The organism is Brevundimonas denitrificans (genome assembly GCF_030160755.1).
GTDB classification, from domain to species: Bacteria; Pseudomonadota; Alphaproteobacteria; order Caulobacterales; family Caulobacteraceae; genus Brevundimonas; species Brevundimonas denitrificans.
In genome coordinates, this window is the sequence record NZ_BSOY01000027.1 from 15,500 (window position 1) to 34,709 (window position 19,210).

Genomic DNA, 19,210 nt, shown 5'->3' on the forward strand with positions numbered 1-19,210 from the left:
AGTTCCGGTTCGCAGGAGAACCGGGAATGTCTTTTCGCTTCGCCCTCTGTCTCATGGTGCTGTTCCTTCCGTCCTGCGCCAGCCTGCCGCCGCCCACGCCGGTCGTCGCCAGGGATGAGGCTTCGGCTCCTCCGATCTCCAACAACCGCCTGGGGCAGATCACCAGCTGGTGGGGCGACGGACGGGCGCCGACCGCCCTCGTCAACGCCGGTTTCGTGGCCATCGCCCCAACAACCGGAGGATTGGACGTTCGCGACTTTGCGGGAGGGATCGAGCAACGCCTGCCCGCCGGGGCGCTCAGCGACATCGACGTCGCCGCCCTGCCCCTGTTGAACAGCTACGCCGTCGTCGTCGGCGGAGCCGAGCGGTCTTCGGGCCGAACCCGGATCGTCTTCTTCCGGCTGGACAGCAGCGACAACCAGCCGATGCGGCGCTGGGGCGAAATCGTGACGGACCTGTCCGACCCACGGGGCTTCTGCATGCGGCAGATCGACCCCGGCGTTTCGGTCGTGGTCTTCGATCGCCGGGGCGAGGCGCGACATTTGACGATTACCCAAGGCCCGGACGGCGGCCTTGTCTCGCGCGAAGTGCAGCGTTTTCGCATCGACCGGCCGGGGACGGGATGCGCCATCGTGACGGGCGAAAACCACCTGTATGTCGGCCATGCGCGCCGCGGGTTCTGGAGATATTCGCTCAATCCGCAGGTAACCAGCCCGCCCCGGTTCATGGGCCAGTCGGGCCCGCCCTCGATCCCTCGCAGCGTCAGCGTCTCGGTCCTGTCGACGCTGCCGCATTCCTATCTGGCCAGCCTGGATCACAATCATGCCGCCATCTCGCTCTGGCGCATCGAGCGCGATGACCTGCGCTGGCTGGGTCGGGTCGAGCTGCGCGACGGACCGGACGGGCCGAGGGTCCTCAATCTGGGCAGCCTTGACGGCTACGGCGGCGAACTGGAGGGCTTTCCCGGCGGCGTGGTGATTGTTCACGGCCGGGTCGGTCGCGGAACCCCGACCCTGAAGTTTGTCGACTGGTCAGCCGTGCTGGACGCCCTGGGTATCGCCAGCCGACCCGGGAACCGGTCAGTCCAGCCGCGTCTTGCCCCCGTCCTGGCGCCAGGCGACCCCTGAGCGGTCGAACAGTCCCCTGAGGATAGCGTCAGGGTCGTCCGACCCCCGGTCCAGCAGCATCTCCATATCCCGCCGCAGCGACGGATCCCCCGACACGGCGTCCAGCGCGTCCAGCCATTCGTCCCGCGTCAGCACCCCGTCCTCGCGGCTGGCGTCGATCAGCGGCCGCAGAAAGTCGAACCAGTCTCCGCCCGTCGCCCGCCGCTGGGCGCCCTCGGCGACCATGGCGAAGACCGCCCCGCAGGCGTACAGCGCCCGGTGCTCCCCCCGCTCGGCGGCCTCAACCACCGGCGAGTCGGCCAGACGGATGCAGTCGTCGACCTCCTTTTGCAGTTCCGCGCGAGCATCATAGTCAGGGTCGATGCTCTTCAAAGCCTGGATCGCCATCAGATCGGCGCCGCCCTCAGTGATCCAGGCGTCGCGGGCGCGTTCGTAGCGCACGACCTGCCCCAGCCAGAAATGGGCGCTCTCGTGTCCGATGAACCAGCGCGCCATGGCCAGCACCCGCGCGCTCGGTTCGACCACGCCGACGCCGTCGAAAGCCATCACGACCAGGCCGGGCAGGACACTGCCCCCCATGGAGGTGCGACCGGCGGTGGGGCCGTTCCAGCTGACCATGATCGTGGGGCGCTCGGTCTCGCCGGGACCGAGCCGCGCCGCATAGACGTCGGCGACGCGAGGGGCGAAGTCCTTGATGGCTCCACCGATCCACTGCGGCAGCTGCGGGTCGATCACGGTGACCAGGCGCTCGGTCTCGACCAGATCGGCCTCGCCGAACAGGATGTAGGTCTCCGCCTCCACAGCGGTCGCGGCGGCCACGCGCTGGCCGCGGAACAGGATCGGTCCGGCCCGGTCGCGCCAGGTCACCGACGCCGGTCCTGTCTGGAGCGGAAAGCCGTTCAGATCAGGCGGGACGGCCCTCGCCTCGGCGACGGACGCGAGCGGAAACACGTCGAACAGACCGCTGGGCATGGCCACCGAACCGTCCGTGAAGACGAGCACCTGATAGTCGGCCTCGAGATTGTCGGACCTTGGCGTAAAGGCGATCTGCACCCGGCGCGGAACGGGCGCGCCGTCGGCGGTGCGCAGGATATCCCGGCCGCCGGCGCGTTCCAGCACCACCCCCGGCGTGACGACCCGCCACTGCCCGGGCCGCCAGGGAAGGCGGGTTTCCTCGACCAGCGCCGAACGGAAGAAGGCCCAGACCGGTGCGTCGCGGTCCAGCTCATACTCGGCCGTCCAGGCGTCGCCGTCGCGGGTGACCGTCACCGCAGGGCGCGAGGAAGGCCCGGCGTCTCCGGAAGCGGCGGTCTGGCGCCCGGCCGCAGGCGCTGGGCCCGCCGCGAACGCCAGGGCGGCCATGGCCGCGATCAATACAGGACGCATATGACCTCCCCGTCTGCACCCCGGTCCTACTCAGGACGACGGCGGGCGTCAGCTTAAGCTTTGGTCAGGCTCGGGGCGGTTCGGCGCCCGGCACTGAACCATTCCCGGGTTCAGGGGTTTGGCGCGGGTCTCAGCAGGGTCCGTCGTGAATCCATTTGTATTTGTGCGGAAGCATTGGCTTCTGGTTCTCGTCTTCCTCGAGCTCATAACGGCGGCGGCGCTGACGGGGTGGCTCGCCGCCGGGGCCGCTCTGTCCTGAGCGGCACGCTCAGGCCCGTTCGAGCGCCGCCTGCGCCGCCGCCAGCTCGGCGGCCATGACCGCCTTCAGCCGCGCCGGTGCCACGATCTGCACCTGATCGCCCCAGCTGAACAGATGCCAGGCCAGCTCGCGCATGCCGCTGGCCCGGAACCGCACCTCGACCCCGCCGTCCGGCCGATCCTCGACCGTCTGGGTCGGGTGCCAGCGCCAGGCCCGCGCCTCGGCCGCGCCGCCCGGCGTGACCCGCAGCACCACATCCTCGATCTCGTCCTGATAGATGCCGAACGACTGGCTGGCGAAGGCCTGCAGGTCGAAATCGGGGGGCGGGGCGGCCACGCCGTCCTCGGCCCGCACTGCGCTCATCCGGTCGAGGCGGAAGGTCTGGATCCGCCCGCTTTCCCGGTCGGCGGCGACCAGATAGTTGGCGCGGCCGAACATCACCCCGCACGGCGCCACGCTGCGCCGCCGCGCCTCCGCCCCCGGACGGCTGTAGATAAAGCCCAGCGGCTGGCCCGCCAGGATCGCCTGCCGGATCTCGGCCAGCACCGCCTCGTCCGCCGACGGACGCGGCCCCGCCTGGACGGCGATGGTCTCGGCCCGCACCAGCGCCTCGAGGTCGGGCGCCAGCCGGTTCAGGGTGGTCGAGCGCATCGCCGACTTCAGCTTGCGCTCCAGCCCCTCCAGCGCGGCCGCCCGGCCGGGTTCGCCCGCCGCTCGCAGCCCCTGCGCCGCCTTGCTCAGCTCAACCAGCTCGGTCGTCGTCGGGGCCTGTTCGAACGCCGACAGACCGCCGCGGATGCGCCAGCGCTTGGTCGGCGGGTCCGACACCTCCTCGGCGGCGGGATAGAGGGCCAGGACCGCATCCCGCATCCGTTCGGCGGTGCGACGGCCCACGCCGCTCTCCCGCGCCATCTCGTCCAGCGTCAGGCCCTCGGCGCTGGCGGCCATCCGCCGCGCCAGCTCGATCACCACGGCCGCCTTGTCCTGTCTCATGCCGTGACGATGGCATACGACCGTTTTTGACGCAACGCTGCTCCATGGTGAGTCTCAACAGACACCCCTTGCCGGAGACATTCCATGGCCCGCTCGTTCGCCCCCCACGCCGCCGTCGCCGCCAGCCGCTATCTGATCGTGCCGTGCGAGGCCGACGGCTGCGGCGACCTGGCCGTGATCTGGGACCGGCTGGAGGAACAGGTGATCGACGTCATCGACGCCCGCCTGTCGGCCCGCTACGCCGACGAGGACGCCCTGTGGGACGAGGCCCGCCCGGCCTTCGATCCGGCCGAAGACTTCCGCATGGCGGCCTGATCAGTCTTCCGGATAGAGCTCGCGCATGTGCGCCAGACAGGCGACGGCCATCTCCCGAAGCACGCCCAGGTCGATCTGGTCGAGGCGGTTGATGTACATGCAAGACACGCTGGTCTTCACCTTGCCCAGACGCGCGATCGTGGCCTCCTGTCCCCTGTAACCTGACATGAGGTAGAGGACGGTCTGGGCCTTGCGGGGCGAGAAGCCGAGCCGGGGCGCATCGCCCTCATGCCCACTGGCGTAACGGTAGTGATACCGCCCGAAGCCAATGATCGAGGGCCCCCACATTACCGGCGGCTCGCCCGACACCTCCTCCAGCAGGGCGCACAGGGTCTCGGCGTCGGCCCTGCGCTGCGGGTTCTCGACAGCGGCGATGAAGTCGGCGACCGAAACGTCGGTCGGCTTCGTCTTCGCTTCATAGGCCATCCCGCCTCCCCTCAGGCCGCGCCCCTCAGCTCCGTGGCATGGGGCGGATAGGGGGCTGACGGTACAGGGCTGGGCGGCAGTTTGGCCAGAGTGCTGGCGAAGCCGTGGTTGACGTCGCGGTGATGCGCCTCGTCCGCCCGGACCTTGAGCACCACGTCGCGCAGCGTCGCATCCGCCGGCATCTTCCAGTAGTGGATGGCGATGGCCGGGGCCGGGACGTTGGGCGAGCGGCCCTCGTCGATCTCCTTCAGGTACAGGGTGTAGCTGATCACCGCCTCTTCCTCGAAATAGCCGACCACCCGGTGCGCGGTGCGCGACGAGATCAGATAGAGCAGGAAGAAGCCGATGTAGAAGACGGCCTGGGCCAGTTGCACCACCAGCCGTTCGAACCAGGTCGGCTGGGCCACCGCGATGAAGGTCATCAGGTGCATCCGCTCGTTCTCCGCCTCCTCCATCAGGGTGCGGATCCAGCCCTCGTCGTCGCGCATCTCGCGCAGGCAGCGCAGGTGCTGCAGCGTCGCCCCGACCATGCCGGGCACCGCCGCGACGGTCTCCAGCACGATGGCGCGGTGGCCGTAGCGTTTGGCGAAGAATGTGTCGGCGCAAACGCGCAGAAGCTTGGTGAAGCCGAGGGCGAACCGGTCCGAGAACCCCTTCGGCTCGTGATGGATGACGGGTTCGGCGTCCTTCTCTTCATCGAGGGCGCGGTCGTCGGGGGCGAGGATCTTGTTGACCATGGAAGTCGTCTTTCAGGAGCATTCGCCCCATCGGGCGCGCGCTGTGGATCATAACGCGCGAGGCGCCCCGGCGGGTCCGGACGCAATGTCGCAAAGGGCGGACAGGGTGACGCAGCGGGGCCGCATGGTGTGCCCCAGCCTACCTGGCCACGGCCCGCCATGCGCCGTCATGGAAGACGTACCGGCCGCCTCCGGACCAAGGCACTGAGGCGAAGCCGACAGTCCACCCATGACCTCCCGCCTCGTAGACTGTGCCGGTCCGCAGCGGCTCAGGCGGCGTATAAACGACGAAGCCATCGGGTGTCTGGCCGTAGACGATGGACCCGACGGGGATGCACCGATCATCCCGGCTACGCACTCTCCAGACCGCGCTCGCCGGGCCCGGCCCGCGCTTCGGGTCGAAGACAGCGATCCAGTCGACGCAGGCGCGCATGGCCCGATCCGATCCGGCCCGGGCTATAGACACGGAAGGCTGATCAAGCGGCCCCACGATTCGAACCAGGCGATGCTCCGAGCACCCTGCGGTCATCAACGCCAGCAAGCCGCCGACAACCACACGAGCGAAGTCGCTCACAGCGCCTTGACGATCCCCTCGACCATCTTCTTGGCGTCGGCGAACAGCATCATCGTATTGTCGCGGAAGAACAGTTCGTTCTCGACCCCCGCATAGCCCGCCGCCATGCCGCGCTTGATGAACAGCACGGTCCCCGCCTTCTCCACGTCCAGCACCGGCATGCCGTAGATCGGGCTCTGCGGGTCGGTCTTGGCGGCCGGGTTGGTCACGTCATTGGCGCCGATGACGAAGGCGACATCGCAGCTCGAGAACTCGCTGTTGATGTCCTCCAGTTCGAACACCTCGTCATAGGGGACGTTGGCCTCGGCCAGCAGGACGTTCATGTGACCGGGCATGCGGCCGGCGACGGGGTGGATGGCGTATTTCACCTCGACCCCCTCCTCCTTCAGCTTGTCGGCCATTTCGCGCAGCGCATGCTGGGCCTGGGCCACGGCCATGCCGTAGCCGGGGACGATGATGACCTTGGAGGCGTTCTTCATGATGAAGGCCGCGTCGTCGGCGCTGCCCTGTTTGACCGGCCGGGTCTCGACCCGCGCCTCGCCCGCGGCGGCGTCCGTGCCGCCGAAGCCGCCGAGGATGACGCTGATGAAGCTGCGGTTCATGCCCTTGCACATGATGTAGCTCAGGATCGCGCCCGATGAGCCCACCAGCGCCCCGGTGATGATCAGGGCGATGTTCTCGAGCGTGAAGCCCAGCGCCGCCGCGGCCCAGCCGGAGTAGGAGTTGAGCATCGACACCACCACCGGCATGTCGGCCCCGCCGATGGGGATGATCAGGGTCGCGCCGAGGATCAGGGCGATCAGGAACACGCCCCAGAAGGCCCAGGTCGCCGTCCCGCCCGAGCCGATCATCACCCCGATCAGCAGCACCAGCGCCAGGGCCAGGGCGATGTTGATCAGGTGCCGCGCCGGCAGGATGATCGGCGCCCCGCTCATGTTGCCGTTCAGCTTGGCGAAGGCGATGACGGAGCCGGTGAAGGTCACCGCCCCGATGGCGACGCCGAGGCTGAGTTCGATGATCGACAGGGTCTTGATCCCGCCCGTCGCCGTGGCGATGCCGAAGCTCTCGGGGGCATAGACGGCGCCGATGGCCACCAGACAGGCCGCCATGCCGACCAAAGAGTGGAAGGCCGCGACCAGCTGCGGCATCTGGGTCATCTGCACCCGCCCGGCGATCAAGGCTCCGGCCCCGCCGCCGACCACCACCCCGCCCGCGATCAGGCCGAGGGTCAGGGCATCCAGCGTCCCCCGCGACCAGAGGGTCGCCAGGGTCACGCCGACGGCCAGCGCCATGCCGATCATGCCGAAGGTATTGCCCTGCCGGCTCGTCTCCGGGCTCGACAGCCCGCGCAGGCTGAGGATGAACAGGACGCCTGAGACCAGATAGGCCAGGGCCGCGAAGGATGCGTTCATGCGGTCAGTCTTCCCTCAATCTCATCGCCCGGGCGGGGGGCAGGCCGTGCGCGCCAGCCGCCACAGGGCGGCGGCGATGAACAACGGCGCGACGAAGATCATGGCCCAGTCCCACATGCTCATCGGCTTTTCCTGGGCCACGATGCGCAGCAGGATGGAGGCGAACAGCAGCACCACCCCGCAGTCGAGGAAGCGCAGCTTGCGGATGGCGTCCTTCTCGCGGAGCCAGCTCCACAGCCACAGCCCCGCCCCGATCGCCGTGGCGACCCAGGACGCGCCGACCGCGAGCTGGAGGGGATCGAAAAAGGTCACGGTGTGGGGCTCGCCATGGGCGCAAGACGGCCCGTTCGAACGGCCTTCACGCCCATCCAGCCGAATACGGCCGCGACGACGACCATCATCGCGGCACTGAACTCCCGGCCCTCGATCGCGAAATCATAAGCGCGCCAAAGCCAGAAGACCGTAATCAGGGGATAGAAAACTCCGGCCATCGCCCTTTCGACGAGGCGACGCGTTTCCGGCCTCAGCCGTCCACCGAACAGCACAAGCCCCAGCACCGCCGCCACCGCGACGGGGATGGTCACCGTGATGAAGACGTCCGGTGTCATGCCTTGGCCGCCTCCGCCGCCTTGGGCTTTTCCTTCTTGCGGTACATGGCCAGCATGCGCCGGGTGACCATGAAGCCGCCGAAGATGTTGACGCTGGCCAGGGTCACGGCCGCCACGCCGGCGCCCTTGGCGATCCAGCCGTTCGGCCCCGCGTCGCCGCTGAACGCCGCCGCCGCGATCAGCCCGCCCACCACGATCACCGACGAAATGGCGTTGGTCACCGCCATCAGCGGCGTGTGCAACGCCGGCGTGACGCTCCAGACGACGTAATAGCCGACGAAGATCGCCAGCACGAAGATGGCCAGGCGGAAGATGGTGGGATCGACGTGTTCCATCAGCCTCTTACTCCTTCATGCACCACGGCCCCGCCGTGCGTCACCGCCGAGGCCTTGAGGATCTCGTCCTCCATATCCAGCGCCAGCGCCCCGTCCTTGATCATCAGCCCGACGAAGGCGACCAGGTTCTTGGCGTAGAGCGATGAGGCGTCGGCCGCGATCCGGCCCGGCAGATTGGTGTGGCCGACGATCTGCACGCCATTGGCGGTGGTGACGACCTCGCCCGCCTTCGCCCCCTCGACGTTGCCGCCGGCCTCGACCGCCAGATCGATCAGCACCGACCCGGGCTTCATCGTCGCCACCTGGGCCGCGCTGACCAGCACCGGCGCGGCGCGGCCGGGGATCAGGGCGGTGGTGATGACGATGTCCTGCTTCTTGATGTGCTCGCCGGTCAGTTCGGCCTGTTTGGCCTGATACTCCGGGCTCATCGGCTTGGCGTAGCCGCCGGCCGTCTGGGCGTTTTTGAACTCCTCGTCCTCGACGGCGAGGAATTTGGCGCCCAGCGATTCGACCTGCTCCTTGGTCGCGGGCCGCACGTCGGTGGCCGTGACCACCGCCCCCAGCCGCCGCGCCGTGGCGATGGCCTGCAGGCCCGCCACGCCCACGCCCATGATGAAGACCTTGGCCGGCGCGACCGTGCCCGCCGCCGTCATCATCATCGGAAAGCCCTTGCCATAGGCCCAGGCCGCCTCGATCACCGCGCGATAGCCGGCCAGGTTCGCCTGGGACGACAGGGCGTCCATCACCTGGGCCCGCGAAATCCGCGGCACGAACTCCATGGCGAAGGCTGTGGCGCCGGCCCCGGCCAGCGCCGTCACCGTCTCCTTGTCGCGATACGCATCCAGCAGGGCCACGACGATCGCGCCGGGCTTCAGCGCGCTGGTCTCCTGCGCCGTCGGCCCGCGCACCTTCAGCAGGATGTCGGCGCCCGACAGCACCGCCTTGGTGTCCTTGGCCACGGTCGCGCCGACGGCTGTATAGTCCGCGTCCGGAATGGAGGAGCCCGTCCCCGTCCCGGCCTCGACCGTCACGGTCGCGCCCATGGCGACGAATTTCCTCACCGTTTCCGGGGTGACGGCGCAGCGCGTTTCGCCGTCTCGGCGTTCGCGGGTCACAGCGATGGCGACAGCCAAGCGAATCCCTCCGTCATCTCTCGACGGAGCGACGTTAGGCTTATCCGGGAGGGCGCGTCAAAGAGCGCGCGTCTGCGCGCCTAATGCGCTTTCGGCGAGGACTTCAGAAAGAAGTAGCCGGCGACCAGCAGCACAAAGGCCGAGATCGCGGCGGTGATGAAGCTGCCGCCCGGCTGGAACCAGAGGGTCAGGAACAGCACCAGGGCCGCCAGGATCAGCGAGCCCCATTTGGAGAGGCCGAGGAATGCGCTGAAGGTCGATTCCTGCTCGCTGATTTCCTGCGAACCGCGAACATAGGTGTCGGAAGCGTGATGCGGGTCGGCCATGATCGGGTCCGGGAATCTGGAACGGCAGGTGGCGTCCTTATAGCGAGCCCTGCGTCACGCTCAAGACGTCCGGGTCAAATCGCCGTCACTCGAGGGCGGCCAGGACGTCGCGGGTGAAGGCGATGAAATCGAACCGCTTCCCGGTCGGGTCCTCGCCCCGCCGCACGATGACGATGTCGCGGCTCGGCACGATGATCACATACTGCCCGCGGTTGCCGTTGGCCGAGATCGTGTCCGCCGGCACGCCCTCGGACTGGTTCATGAGCCAGAAGGTCGCGCCATAGCCCTGTTCGCCGGCGGGCTGCGGACCCGCCGGACGGGAAACATAGTCGCGCCAGCCCTCGGGCAGGATGCGTTCGCCGTCGACGACGCCGTCGTTGAGGTACAGCCGGCCGAACCGGGCCAGGTCGCGCGCCGTGGTCCAGACCTGGCTCGACAGCATGTAGTTGCCGCGCCAGTCGGTCTCGGCCCAGGTGTCGTTCATGCCCAGGCGCCGGAACAGCTCGGCCGGCGGATGCCGTTCGAAGGTCGGGGCGATCGCCAGCACCGCCAGCAGGGTGTCGTTGTTGGCGTAGCGGTAGCGCGTCCCCGGCCGCGCGATCAGCGGCCAGGTCGGCGCCTGCTCGTCGATCCCCACGCCGCCGAAATACAGGGCGTCGGTGCGGTTGCCCGCCGTGTCGCTGGTCAGGCCCGAGGCCATCCGCATCAGCTGGTCCAGGGTGATGGCCGCGCGCGGGTCGCCCTCGCGGCGCCAGTCGGCGATGGCGGCGGGGGCGGTCACATCGGCCTCGCCGCGATGGACGGCGGCGCCGATGATGGTCCCGGCGATGCTCTTGCCGACCGACCATGTGCGCTGGGGCGTGTCGACGCCGAAGCCGAGGGCGTATTCCTCGGCCACCACACGGTCGGCCTGCAGCACCAGCACCGCCGTGGTGTTGGCGCCCTCGCCGTAGCCGCCCTCGAAGGCCTGTTCCACGGCTTCGTTGAGGAGGGCGACATTGCCGCGCGGCTCGGCGGCGGCGGGGAAGGCCGCGTCCGCCGGCGGCCTCGGCGGCAGCACGGCGATCTGTTCGCCGGACCAGCCCACCGGCATGATCATACAGCCCCGGCCGGGGCGCCAGACGGCCGAGCGCGGCGGCATGTCGTCGTCCCAGGCCACCGCCACGCGGGCCGGATAGATCTGCACCGGCATCTCGCGCACCAGCGCATCGATCTCGGGATAGACCCCGACCAGTTCATTGGCCTCGACGCTCTCGAGCGTCCGGGACCCGCCCGCCGCCTCGGCCGTCTTCAGGGCGCTGCAGACCGTCAGGGCCTTGTAGCCGGCGGCCATGGCCCGGACGGGCGGAGACGGCGCGGGCGCAGGCGTCTGGGCGTGGGCGGACAGCGGGGCCGCGGCCAGGGCCGCGACGAGGATCAGGGTGCGCATGGCGGAACGCTCGCGCGTGCCGAACGGTCCGTCAACGCCGTTCGTCAGACCAGCGCCTCAAACCGGTCGATCAGCCCTTCCAGCCGCTTCGTGCCGATCGTCCAGAAGGCGGGGTCGCGCGGGTTCAGGCCGAACGGGGCCAGGGCCTCGACATAGCCCTTCGACCCGCCGCCCGCGAGCAGCTCGCGGTACAGCGGCGTGAACCCGGCCGGGTCCTTCGCCCGGGTCTCCATCAGCGCCGCCACCAGCAGATCCCCGAACGCATAGGCGTAGACGTAGAAGGGCGAGTGGACGAAATGGCTGACATAGCTCCACCAGTGCTCATAGCCGGGGTTGAGCGTGATCGCCGGGCCCAGCGAGGCCGCCATCTCCTCCATCCAGAGCTCGCCGATCCGTTCGACCGCCAGCTCTCCCGCCGCCCGTTCGTCGTGGAACCGGGTCTCGAAACGGTGGAAGGCGATCTGGCGCACCACGGTGTTCAGCCCGTCCTCGATCCGTCCGGCCAGCAGGCCGCGCTGCTCGGCCCTCGGCGCCGTCGTCAGCAGCCGGTCGAAGGTCAGCCCCTCGGCGAAGATCGACGCCGTCTCGGCCAGGGTCAGCGGCGTGTCCGCCAGCAGACTGCCCTGCCCCGCCGCCAGCGTCTGGTGCACGCCGTGCCCCAGTTCATGCGCCAGCGTCAGCACGTCGCGCCGCTCGCCCATCCAGTTCAGGAAGACGTAGGGATGGCGGTCCGAGGTCACCGGATGGGCGTAGGCCCCCGACTGTTTCCCGGGCCGCGCCTTGCCGTCGATCCACGGCCTGTCGAAGAAGCCGCCGGCCCGGTCCGCAAACTCCGGTCCCAGATCGGCGAAACTCTCCAGCACCAGCTGTTTGCCGGCCGCCCAGTCATAGCCGCGCGGGGCCGTCGTCTCGATCGGCGCGTTGCGGTCCCACTGGTCCAGCTTCGCCTTGCCCATGGCCCGGGCCTTGAGCGCGTAATAGCGGTGCGACAGGTTCGGATAGGCGGCGGCCACGGCCTCGGCCATGGCGTCGACCGACTCGCCGTCGACCTCATTGGACAGGTGGCGCGCATCCGCCGGGCGTTTGAATCCGCGCCATTTGTCTTCCAGCGCCTTGTCGGCGGAGACGGTATTCAACACCAGCGCCATGGTCTGGGTCCGCGCCGCCAGCGCCTCGGTCAGGCCCTCGGCCGCCGCCTTGCGCCGGGCCGCCTTGGGATCGGACAGCCGGTTCAGGGCCTCGGACAGGGTGAGCTCGTCCTTGCCCGCCTTGATCTTCATCGCCGCCAGCGTCTCGTCGAACAGGCGCGGCCACTGGGCGCTGATCGGACCGCGCTCGGCCAGGAAGGTCTCCAGTTCGTTGGACAGTTCGTGCGGCTTCATGGCCCGCACCCGCCGCAGCCACGGCCGCCAGCGCGCCGCGGCCGGCCAGGCCGCCAGGGCCGCCTCGATCTCGGCCTCCTCCAGCTGGTTGACCTCCAGGGTGACCCAGACGGTCGGCGTGGCGATGGCCGTCAGCTTCTCCCGCACCGTCGCCTCGAACCCCTGGGCCGCCGCATCGCTGCGGTTGGTCGAGGCCGCCATGAAGGCATAGGCCCCCAGGGCGCCGAGAATGTCGGACGCCTGTTCGTACACGGTCACGGCCCGGTCCAGCCGCTCGCCCAGCAGCGCCGGCTCGCCGCGCGCCGCCACCAGCCTGCCCTGCAGCGCGTTCAGCTCGTCGACCATGCCGCGCGCCCGGGCGAGGTCGGCCTCGATACGGGCGTCCTCCCGCGAAGCGTACAGGTCGGACAAATCCCAATGGGGGGCGTCCAGCGGATCGGTCGGGGTCTTGAAGGGTGCGTTCATGCCCACCGTTGTGGGGATGCGGGCGGCCCGGCGCAACGTCCGAAAACCGCCAGACGCACAATCGTCAACGGCCGAAGATCGCGCCATGACCTTCCGCATCACATCCCTCCCCCTGGCCCCGTTCCAGTCCCTGTTCGCCCTCGACGACGCCGCCCTGGCGGCGCTTGGCGCGCGCCGCATGATCGCCGACGCGCCCAACAGCGCGCCCTGCCGTATCAGCCTCGCCGACGCCGAACCGGGCGAGGCGTTGATCCTGCTCAACCATCGCCATCTCGAAGACCCGTCCAGCCCCTATCGCGCCGAGGGGCCGATCTTCGTCCGCGAGGCCGCCCTCGAGGCCCGTCCGGCGCCCGGCGAGGTGCCGGACATACTGGGCCGCCGCCTGCTCTCGGTCCGCGCCTATGACGCCGACTGGATGATGACCGACGCCGATGTCGTCGAGGGCCGCGAGCTGGGGGACCGGCTGATGCAATGGTTCGCCGACGACCGCGTCGACCGCATCCATGTCCATACCGCCCGACGGGGTTGCTACCTGGCCGAGGCGGAGCGGGCCTAGCCCTCGAAGGCCGAGATCAGCGCCTTCAGGTCCGGCTCATCGACCCGCCGCGCCGCCTCGTCCCGACTGACCCAGACGCGCTCCCGCTCGGCCTGTTCCTGCCAGGTCACGTGCTCCAGCCGCACCTCCAGCGCATGGACCGCGACCACGCACCAGCGGGGCGCGCGGCGCTTCAGCACCTTCAGGTAGCGGAACGTCCCCAGAGGCGATTCGCCGATCACGCCCTCGACCCCGGCCTCCTCCAGCGCTTCCTGGGCCGCGGCCTGGGCATCGGTCAGGCCCGGCATCCGTCCGCCCTTGGGCGTGACCCAGCGCCGGGTCTCGCGCGAGGTGACGAGCAGGATCTCGATCCCGTCCGCGCCCCGGCGCCACGGCAGGGCGGCGACCTGACGCCTTTCGGCCGACTGGGTGCGGGGGTGATGATCGACCATCAGGCCGGACGGCGCCAGACAGCCGGGCCGTCATCCGTTCCGTACAACAACTGGAAAAAGCCGGGCATCCGCGAATCTCCGGGACATCCGGGATGCCCGCAGTCGTTGAGTCCCGCGTCCGGCAACGCGCGTCAACCCGTCAGAACCCTGACGATCAATCCTCCCGCTTCGCGGCCGCCTCGCCCAGGGCGGTGCAGTCGAACCGCGTGCAGTATTTCTCCATCAGATCGGTGATCCGCGGAACCAGCAGCCCCATCATCACCTCCTGCAGTTCGGTGTTCATATCCACCTGTTTGCGGACGACCGACCGTCCGATCGGGGAGTCGTAGAAGGCGATGGCCGTCTCCAGCTCCTGGACGGTGAAGCTGTCGGCGACGTCGTCGCGCAACTCCACGATCGTCAGGGCCATGACGTCCGCGAACATGTCGGACATGGAGTCGACCAGCCATGCGCGCTGTTCGGGCGGAAGGTCGGCCTCGCCATAGCCGTCCTCGATCTGGCGACGCATCTGCTTCACCAGATCGCCGCCCTGGGTCAGCTCCAAGTATTGCGCGGCGAGATCGAGATGGTTCTGGCGGGCGGCGTCAGGCCGCGTCTGGGCCATGACCGGCCCGGCCGACACCGCCACAATAACGGCCAGAATGGCGATGATCCGCATAACACTCCCCCGAAGACCCGCCACAATCACCTCCGGCGCCGCGACGCGCAAACGAAAACGGCGGCGGAGATCGCTCTCCGCCGCCGTCATTCGTTTGGCCTGACGGGCGTTCGCCCTGCTTGAGGCCGGAGGCTCAGGCCGCGTCGGGTCGGGAGGTCCCGAAGGGCCGACGACCGCGGCCCAAAATCAAGCCAGCGACGCCGGGTCGATCTTGAAGCCCGGTCCCATGGTCGAGGACAGGGTGATGCGCTTGACGTAGGTGCCCTTGGCGCCGGTCGGACGGGCCTTTTGCAGGGCGTCGACATAGGCCTTCACGTTGGCTTCGAGGGCTTCCTGGGTGAAGGAGGCCTTGCCGATGCCGCCGTGGGCGATGCCGGCCTTCTCGACGCGGAACTCGACCGCGCCGCCCTTGGCGTCCTTGACCGCTTGCGCGACGTTCGGAGTCACGGTGCCGACCTTGGGGTTCGGCATCAGGCCGCGCGGGCCCAGCACCTTACCCAGACGGCCGACCAGGGCCATCATGTCCGGGGACGCGATGACGCGGTCGAAGTCCATGAAGCCGCCGTTGATCTTCTCGTACAGATCCTCGGCGCCCACGATGTCGGCGCCGGCGGCCAGGGCTTCAGCGGCCTTGGCGTCCTTGGCGAAGACGGCGACGCGAACGTCACGGCCCGTGCCCGACGGCAGGTTCACGACGCCGCGGACCTGCTGGTCGGCGTGACGCGGATCGACGCCCAGGTTGACGGCGATCTCGATCGACTCGTCGAACTTGGCGGTGGCGTTGGTCTTGACCGCGGCGATGGCGTCCGAGAACGGCATCAGGGCCAGCGTGTCGCCGGTCCGGGCCTTGGTGCGCTTGGTTTGCTTGGCCATGTGCTTAGCCCTCCACGACGTTGAGGCCCATGGCGCGAGCCGAGCCTTCGATGATCTTGGTCGCGGCGTCCAGGTCGTTCGCGTTCAGATCCTTCATCTTCTTTTCGGCGATCTCACGCAGCTGGCTGCGCTTGATCTTGCCGGCCACTTCCCGGCCCGTCATTTTCGAGCCCGAGGTGATGCCTGCGGCCTGTTTGATGAAGTGGGTCGCGGGCGGGGTCTTGGTGACGAAGGTGAAGCTCTTGTCCTGGTAGACCGTGATCACGGTCGGCAGGGGCGTGCCTTTGACTTCCTTCTCGGTGCGGGCGTTGAACTCCTTGACGAAGCCCATGATGTTGACGCCGCGCTGACCGAGGGCGGGCCCGATCGGGGGTGAAGGCGTGGCGTTGCCGGCCGGCACCTGCAGCTTGATATAGCCCAGAATCTTCTTGGCCATTGGTCTCTCCTGACTGTGGCCCCGAACTCAATCGGGACCGGTGAGCCGTGGTCGTGGCATGGCTGCCTCCCACGGATTTATGCGGGCGAACCCGCACCGCCCCTCAGAGCGAGGCGCGCGTGTAGCGGAAACTCGGATCAAATACAATCCGCTCATCCCGGCGAAAGCCGGGACCCAGTGCTGTCCAGCTTGACGCCGGCGCTTCCGGACTGGGGCTTTCAGATCATCACACCCGCTGCATCACCCAAAGAACTGGGTCCCGGCTTTCGCCGGGATGAGCGGATCGGGATTACGAAGCGTTCTTCTCGACCTGATTGTATTCCAGATCGACCGGGGTCGGGCGGCCGAAGATGGACACGGCCACGCGCAGGCGGGCGTTGTCCTCGTCGACGCTTTCGACCTGGCCCTCGAAGCTGGCGAAGGGTCCGTCGATGACCTTGACGGTCTCGCCGATGTCGAAGCGGATGGTGGGCTTCGGACGTTCGACGCCCTCCTCCACCTGGCCGATGATGTTCTGGACTTCCTTCTCGGACACCGGCAGCGGCTTGGTGCCGCCCGCGGCGCCCAGGAAGCCCGTGACCTTCGGGGTGTTCTTGACCAGGTGATAGGCGTCGTCGGTCATCTCCATCTTCACCAGCACATAGCCGGGGAAGAATTTGCGCTCCGAGTTGACCTTCCGGCCTCGGCGGATCTCGACCACGTCCTCGGTCGGCACCAGGATTTCAGAGAAACAGTCCTCGAGCCCCTGCTGGCGCGCCTGGTCGGTCAGGTGCTGGGCGACCTTCTTCTCGAAATTCGAATAGGCGTGGACGATGTACCACTTGTGGCGGGGATTGGCGGCGGGCTTGGGGGCGGCGTCGGTCATGGGGGTGTTTCCTACTGGCCGATCGCGAGGATGAAGCGCGAGGCCACAGACAGACCGGCGTCGACCACGAAGAAGAAGATCGCGGCGATGACGACCATGATCAGCACCATCACCGAGGTGATCCAGGTTTCCTTGCGGCTCGGCCAAACGATCTTGCGCCCTTCGGCGCGGACCTGGCTGATGAACTGCGGAATCGAGGTGCGCTTCTTCGGCGCGGCCGCCTCGGCCGCCACGGCGTTCCCGGCGATCGCCGGTTGGACGGGCTGGGTGCGTCGCCCCGAGGGGCTCTTGGCCTTGGCCATGGTCTTCTGGTCTCGTTTCAACTTGCTGACGGTGCAGATGGGGAGGCGCCCCGTCAGTGAAAAGTGGCAGGAGTGGAGGGACTCGAACCCACGACCCTCGGTTTTGGAGACCGATGCTCTACCAGCTGAGCTACACTCCTAGGTCCCGGACAAAACTACAACGCGCCAGAGGGTCTCCCCCCAGGCGCGTTCGGCTTCGCCAGACCGCGGCGTATGCCCGACCGCGCGGGGGTTTTCAAGCGGCTTGGGGCTAATCGTCGTACTGTTCGGCCACGGCCCGGGCCTCGTCCTCGGGCTTGACCACCTGTTTGAACAGAAGTTTGTCGATGCGGCGGTCGTCCATGTCGATGACCTCGACCTCGAACCGGCCCAGCTGCAGGATTTCGCCTTCATGCGGGACCCGCGACAACTGGTGCAGCACCAGGCCGGCGATGGTGTGGAAGCCCTCGGCCTCGCCGAAATCCTCGCCCAGCGCATCCGCCAGTTCATCGATGTCCGTCTGGCCGTCGACCAGCCAGCTGCCGTCCTCGCGCAGACGCACATTGACCTCGGCGTCGTCGTGACCCTCGTCGAAATCGCCGGCGATCATTTCCAGCAGGTCGGTCGCCGTCACCACGCCTTCGAAGGCGCCGAATTCATCGACCAGGAAGGCCATGTGGACCTTGGAGGCCTTCATGATCTCCAGCGCCTTCAGCACCGACGTCGATTGCGGAATGAAGGCCGGCGTCTGCACATGGCGCTCGACATTGAACTCGCCGTTGTCCAGCAGGCTGTCCAGCAGGTCCTTCTTGTGGACCACGCCCAGGGGGTTATCGACGTCGTTCTCGCGCGCCACGACGATCCGCGAATAGGGGCAGGTGCGGACCTCGGTGCGCAGCGTCTCCTCGCTGTCGTCGAGGGCGATCCAGAACACCTCGTGGCGCGGCGTCATGGCCACGCGAATCGGCCGGTCGCCCAGACGCAGGATCTCCTCGATCATGGTCTGCTCTTCGGGCTCGATCAGGCCGGCCGAGGTGCCCTCGGCGATCATCGTCTCGACCTCCTCCTGGGTCACGTCCGAGCCGTCGCGGTCCTTGACGCCCATGACCTTGAGGATGGCCGAGGTCGAGGCCGTCAGGATCACCACGAACGGCTTCAGCACGATGGCCACGGTCGAGATCGGCGCCGCCATCTTCGAGGCGATCGCTTCCGGGAAGATCAGCGCCAGCCGCTTGGGCACCAGTTCGCCGACGATCACCGAGACATAGGTGATGAAGATGATAACCAGAACCGTCGAGAAGACTTCGGTATAGGCCGCCAGCTGCGGCAGGGCCGCCTCGAGGATGTGGTTCAGCTCGCCCGCGATCGCCGCCTGGCCGTAGGCGCCCGCGGCGATGCCGATCAGAGTGATGCCGACCTGGACCGCCGACAGGAAATGCGTCGGGTCCTCGGCCAGCTTCAGCGCGACGCGCGCGCCCTTGTCGCCCCGCTCGGCGCGGCTCTGCAGCCTCGATTTCCGCGAAGAGACGACCGCCAGCTCGGTCATGGCGAACAGGCCGTTGAGCACCACGAGGAGCAGAACGGCTGCGATGGCGAAGGGTAACATCTAGGGGGGTCGAAACCGGCGCGGCGCTACATTCGGCATCCGCGAGCGGGATGATAGGGGGATTTCGCCCCCGCCGCCACGGTTTCCTTGGCGATCAGCGCGTGCGCCCGACCTCGACGCCGCCATAGGCCCCGCGAGACCCGTCGTCCGGCATCGCCGCGCAGGCCGACATGCCGATGAAGGTGCCGATGAACAGACCGATCCGAAGCGCGCGCCGCATGGTTACTGAATCCCTAACGTCCACAGTGCGAACGTAGGGGTCAGGAGCCGGTTCCGCGCAAGCGCTTGCGCCGGAACGGGCGCGCCTTAACCGTCCTTCTCTCCTGCGAAGCGAGGCCCCCGGTCGCCCCCTCCGCAGTGACCGGACAGCAAAACGGCCCCCGGATCGCTCCGGGGGCCGCTCTGTCTTGTTGGCCTATGCTCGCCTCGCGGAGGCTCGCGGCTTGAGGCCGCGCTCAAGAAGCGCGCGACCGCGTCGCGAGCGTTAGCGCACCGAAAGGCTTACTCGGTGATCTTGGAGACCACGCCGGCGCCGACGGTGCGGCCGCCTTCGCGGATGGCGAAGCGCAGCTTCTCTTCCATGGCGATCGGGGTGAT

At 68.4% G+C, this 19,210-nt stretch carries 24 protein-coding genes and 1 tRNA gene; 3 read left to right on the plus strand and 22 right to left on the minus strand.

Going from position 1 to position 19,210, the window contains the following annotated elements; all coding sequences use genetic code 11:
- The first annotated feature begins 26 nt into the window (after nt 1–26).
- Nucleotides 27–1,127 carry a phytase gene (locus QQJ79_RS07580; RefSeq protein ID WP_284222322.1) on the plus strand — a complete coding sequence of 367 codons (1,101 nt, stop codon included), beginning with the start codon at nt 27–29 and terminating at the stop codon, nt 1,125–1,127.
- On the opposite strand, the gene QQJ79_RS07585 is transcribed toward QQJ79_RS07580, so the two are convergent.
- A complete protein-coding gene (locus tag QQJ79_RS07585) occupies nt 1,080–2,513 on the minus strand; it encodes a hypothetical protein (RefSeq protein WP_284222323.1) in 1,434 nt (477 codons plus the stop codon). The two genes, QQJ79_RS07580 and QQJ79_RS07585, sit on opposite strands and share 48 nt — an antisense overlap.
- Before the next feature lie 268 nt (nt 2,514–2,781).
- Entirely contained in the window at nt 2,782–3,765 is a 984-nt protein-coding gene (locus tag QQJ79_RS07590) for a helix-turn-helix transcriptional regulator (RefSeq protein ID WP_284222324.1), read from the minus strand.
- Between the two features lie 84 nt (nt 3,766–3,849).
- On the opposite strand from QQJ79_RS07590, the gene QQJ79_RS07595 reads away from it, so the two are divergent.
- Entirely contained in the window at nt 3,850–4,080 is a 231-nt protein-coding gene (locus QQJ79_RS07595; protein WP_284222325.1) for a hypothetical protein, read from the plus strand.
- Here QQJ79_RS07595 and QQJ79_RS07600 read toward each other — a convergent pair whose 3' ends face one another.
- The 10 genes from QQJ79_RS07600 to QQJ79_RS07645 all read right to left on the minus strand — a co-directional run bounded on the left by QQJ79_RS07600 (nt 4,081) and on the right by QQJ79_RS07645 (nt 12,907).
- A complete protein-coding gene (locus QQJ79_RS07600) occupies nt 4,081–4,506 on the minus strand; it encodes a DUF1801 domain-containing protein (protein ID WP_284222326.1) in 426 nt (141 codons plus the stop codon).
- An 11-nt stretch (nt 4,507–4,517) separates the two neighbouring features.
- Entirely contained in the window at nt 4,518–5,243 is a 726-nt protein-coding gene (locus QQJ79_RS07605; protein WP_284222327.1) for an alternative oxidase, read from the minus strand.
- Between the two features lie 570 nt (nt 5,244–5,813).
- Entirely contained in the window at nt 5,814–7,229 is a 1,416-nt protein-coding gene (locus QQJ79_RS07610; RefSeq protein WP_284222328.1) for an NAD(P)(+) transhydrogenase (Re/Si-specific) subunit beta, read from the minus strand.
- A gap of 21 nt (nt 7,230–7,250) precedes the next feature.
- Nucleotides 7,251–7,541 (minus strand): hypothetical protein, encoded by a 291-nt coding sequence (locus QQJ79_RS07615; RefSeq protein WP_284222329.1) that lies wholly within the window; start codon nt 7,539–7,541, stop codon nt 7,251–7,253.
- A complete protein-coding gene (locus QQJ79_RS07620) occupies nt 7,538–7,837 on the minus strand; it encodes a hypothetical protein (RefSeq protein ID WP_284222330.1) in 300 nt (99 codons plus the stop codon). The genes QQJ79_RS07615 and QQJ79_RS07620 overlap by 4 nt, the downstream gene beginning before the upstream one ends.
- Nucleotides 7,834–8,172, minus strand: a complete 339-nt coding sequence (locus QQJ79_RS07625) for an NAD(P) transhydrogenase subunit alpha part 2 (RefSeq protein WP_284222331.1) — start codon at nt 8,170–8,172, stop codon at nt 7,834–7,836. Before QQJ79_RS07625 ends, QQJ79_RS07620 begins: the two co-directional genes overlap by 4 nt.
- Nucleotides 8,172–9,305 (minus strand): Re/Si-specific NAD(P)(+) transhydrogenase subunit alpha, encoded by a 1,134-nt coding sequence (locus QQJ79_RS07630; RefSeq protein WP_284222332.1) that lies wholly within the window; start codon nt 9,303–9,305, stop codon nt 8,172–8,174. Before QQJ79_RS07630 ends, QQJ79_RS07625 begins: the two co-directional genes overlap by 1 nt.
- 80 nt (nt 9,306–9,385) lie before the next feature.
- The gene (locus tag QQJ79_RS07635; RefSeq protein ID WP_284222333.1) at nt 9,386–9,631 is read right to left on the minus strand and encodes an aa3-type cytochrome c oxidase subunit IV; all 246 of its coding nucleotides are present in this window, start codon (nt 9,629–9,631) and stop codon (nt 9,386–9,388) included.
- 85 nt (nt 9,632–9,716) lie between these two features.
- Entirely contained in the window at nt 9,717–11,060 is a 1,344-nt protein-coding gene (locus QQJ79_RS07640; protein WP_284222334.1) for a serine hydrolase domain-containing protein, read from the minus strand.
- 44 nt (nt 11,061–11,104) lie between these two features.
- On the minus strand, nt 11,105–12,907 hold the full coding sequence (locus tag QQJ79_RS07645; protein ID WP_284222335.1) for a M3 family oligoendopeptidase: 1,803 nt from the start codon (nt 12,905–12,907) through the stop codon (nt 11,105–11,107).
- Between the two features lie 85 nt (nt 12,908–12,992).
- Between QQJ79_RS07645 and QQJ79_RS07650 the strand changes: the two genes are divergently transcribed.
- Nucleotides 12,993–13,463 (plus strand): DUF1203 domain-containing protein, encoded by a 471-nt coding sequence (locus tag QQJ79_RS07650; RefSeq protein ID WP_284222336.1) that lies wholly within the window; start codon nt 12,993–12,995, stop codon nt 13,461–13,463.
- Here QQJ79_RS07650 and QQJ79_RS07655 read toward each other — a convergent pair.
- The 10 genes from QQJ79_RS07655 to QQJ79_RS07700 all read right to left on the minus strand — a co-directional run.
- Entirely contained in the window at nt 13,460–13,894 is a 435-nt protein-coding gene (locus QQJ79_RS07655; protein ID WP_284222337.1) for an NUDIX hydrolase, read from the minus strand. The two genes, QQJ79_RS07650 and QQJ79_RS07655, sit on opposite strands and share 4 nt — an antisense overlap.
- Before the next feature lie 154 nt (nt 13,895–14,048).
- Complete coding sequence (locus tag QQJ79_RS07660) at nt 14,049–14,552, minus strand: DUF2059 domain-containing protein (protein WP_284222338.1); 504 nt, start codon at nt 14,550–14,552, stop codon at nt 14,049–14,051.
- Between the two features lie 186 nt (nt 14,553–14,738).
- A complete protein-coding gene (gene rplA / locus QQJ79_RS07665) occupies nt 14,739–15,425 on the minus strand; it encodes a 50S ribosomal protein L1 (RefSeq protein ID WP_284222339.1) in 687 nt (228 codons plus the stop codon).
- A gap of 4 nt (nt 15,426–15,429) precedes the next feature.
- A complete protein-coding gene (gene rplK, locus QQJ79_RS07670; RefSeq protein ID WP_284222340.1) occupies nt 15,430–15,861 on the minus strand; it encodes a 50S ribosomal protein L11 in 432 nt (143 codons plus the stop codon).
- 289 nt (nt 15,862–16,150) lie between these two features.
- Nucleotides 16,151–16,726, minus strand: a complete 576-nt coding sequence (gene nusG / locus QQJ79_RS07675) for a transcription termination/antitermination protein NusG (RefSeq protein WP_284222341.1) — start codon at nt 16,724–16,726, stop codon at nt 16,151–16,153.
- 11 nt (nt 16,727–16,737) lie between these two features.
- On the minus strand, nt 16,738–17,028 hold the full coding sequence (secE, locus tag QQJ79_RS07680; RefSeq protein WP_284222342.1) for a preprotein translocase subunit SecE: 291 nt from the start codon (nt 17,026–17,028) through the stop codon (nt 16,738–16,740).
- 64 nt (nt 17,029–17,092) lie between these two features.
- Nucleotides 17,093–17,168, minus strand: a tRNA-Trp gene (locus tag QQJ79_RS07685).
- Nucleotides 17,169–17,278: 110 nt separating this feature from the next.
- Nucleotides 17,279–18,613 (minus strand): hemolysin family protein, encoded by a 1,335-nt coding sequence (locus QQJ79_RS07690; protein WP_284222343.1) that lies wholly within the window; start codon nt 18,611–18,613, stop codon nt 17,279–17,281.
- Nucleotides 18,614–18,707: 94 nt separating this feature from the next.
- The gene (locus tag QQJ79_RS07695) at nt 18,708–18,833 is read right to left on the minus strand and encodes a hypothetical protein (protein WP_284222344.1); all 126 of its coding nucleotides are present in this window, start codon (nt 18,831–18,833) and stop codon (nt 18,708–18,710) included.
- Nucleotides 18,834–19,114: 281 nt separating this feature from the next.
- Nucleotides 19,115–19,210, minus strand: a 96-nt coding sequence (locus QQJ79_RS07700; protein ID WP_284222345.1) for an EF-Tu C-terminal domain-related protein, incomplete at its 5' end; no start/stop codon positions are given.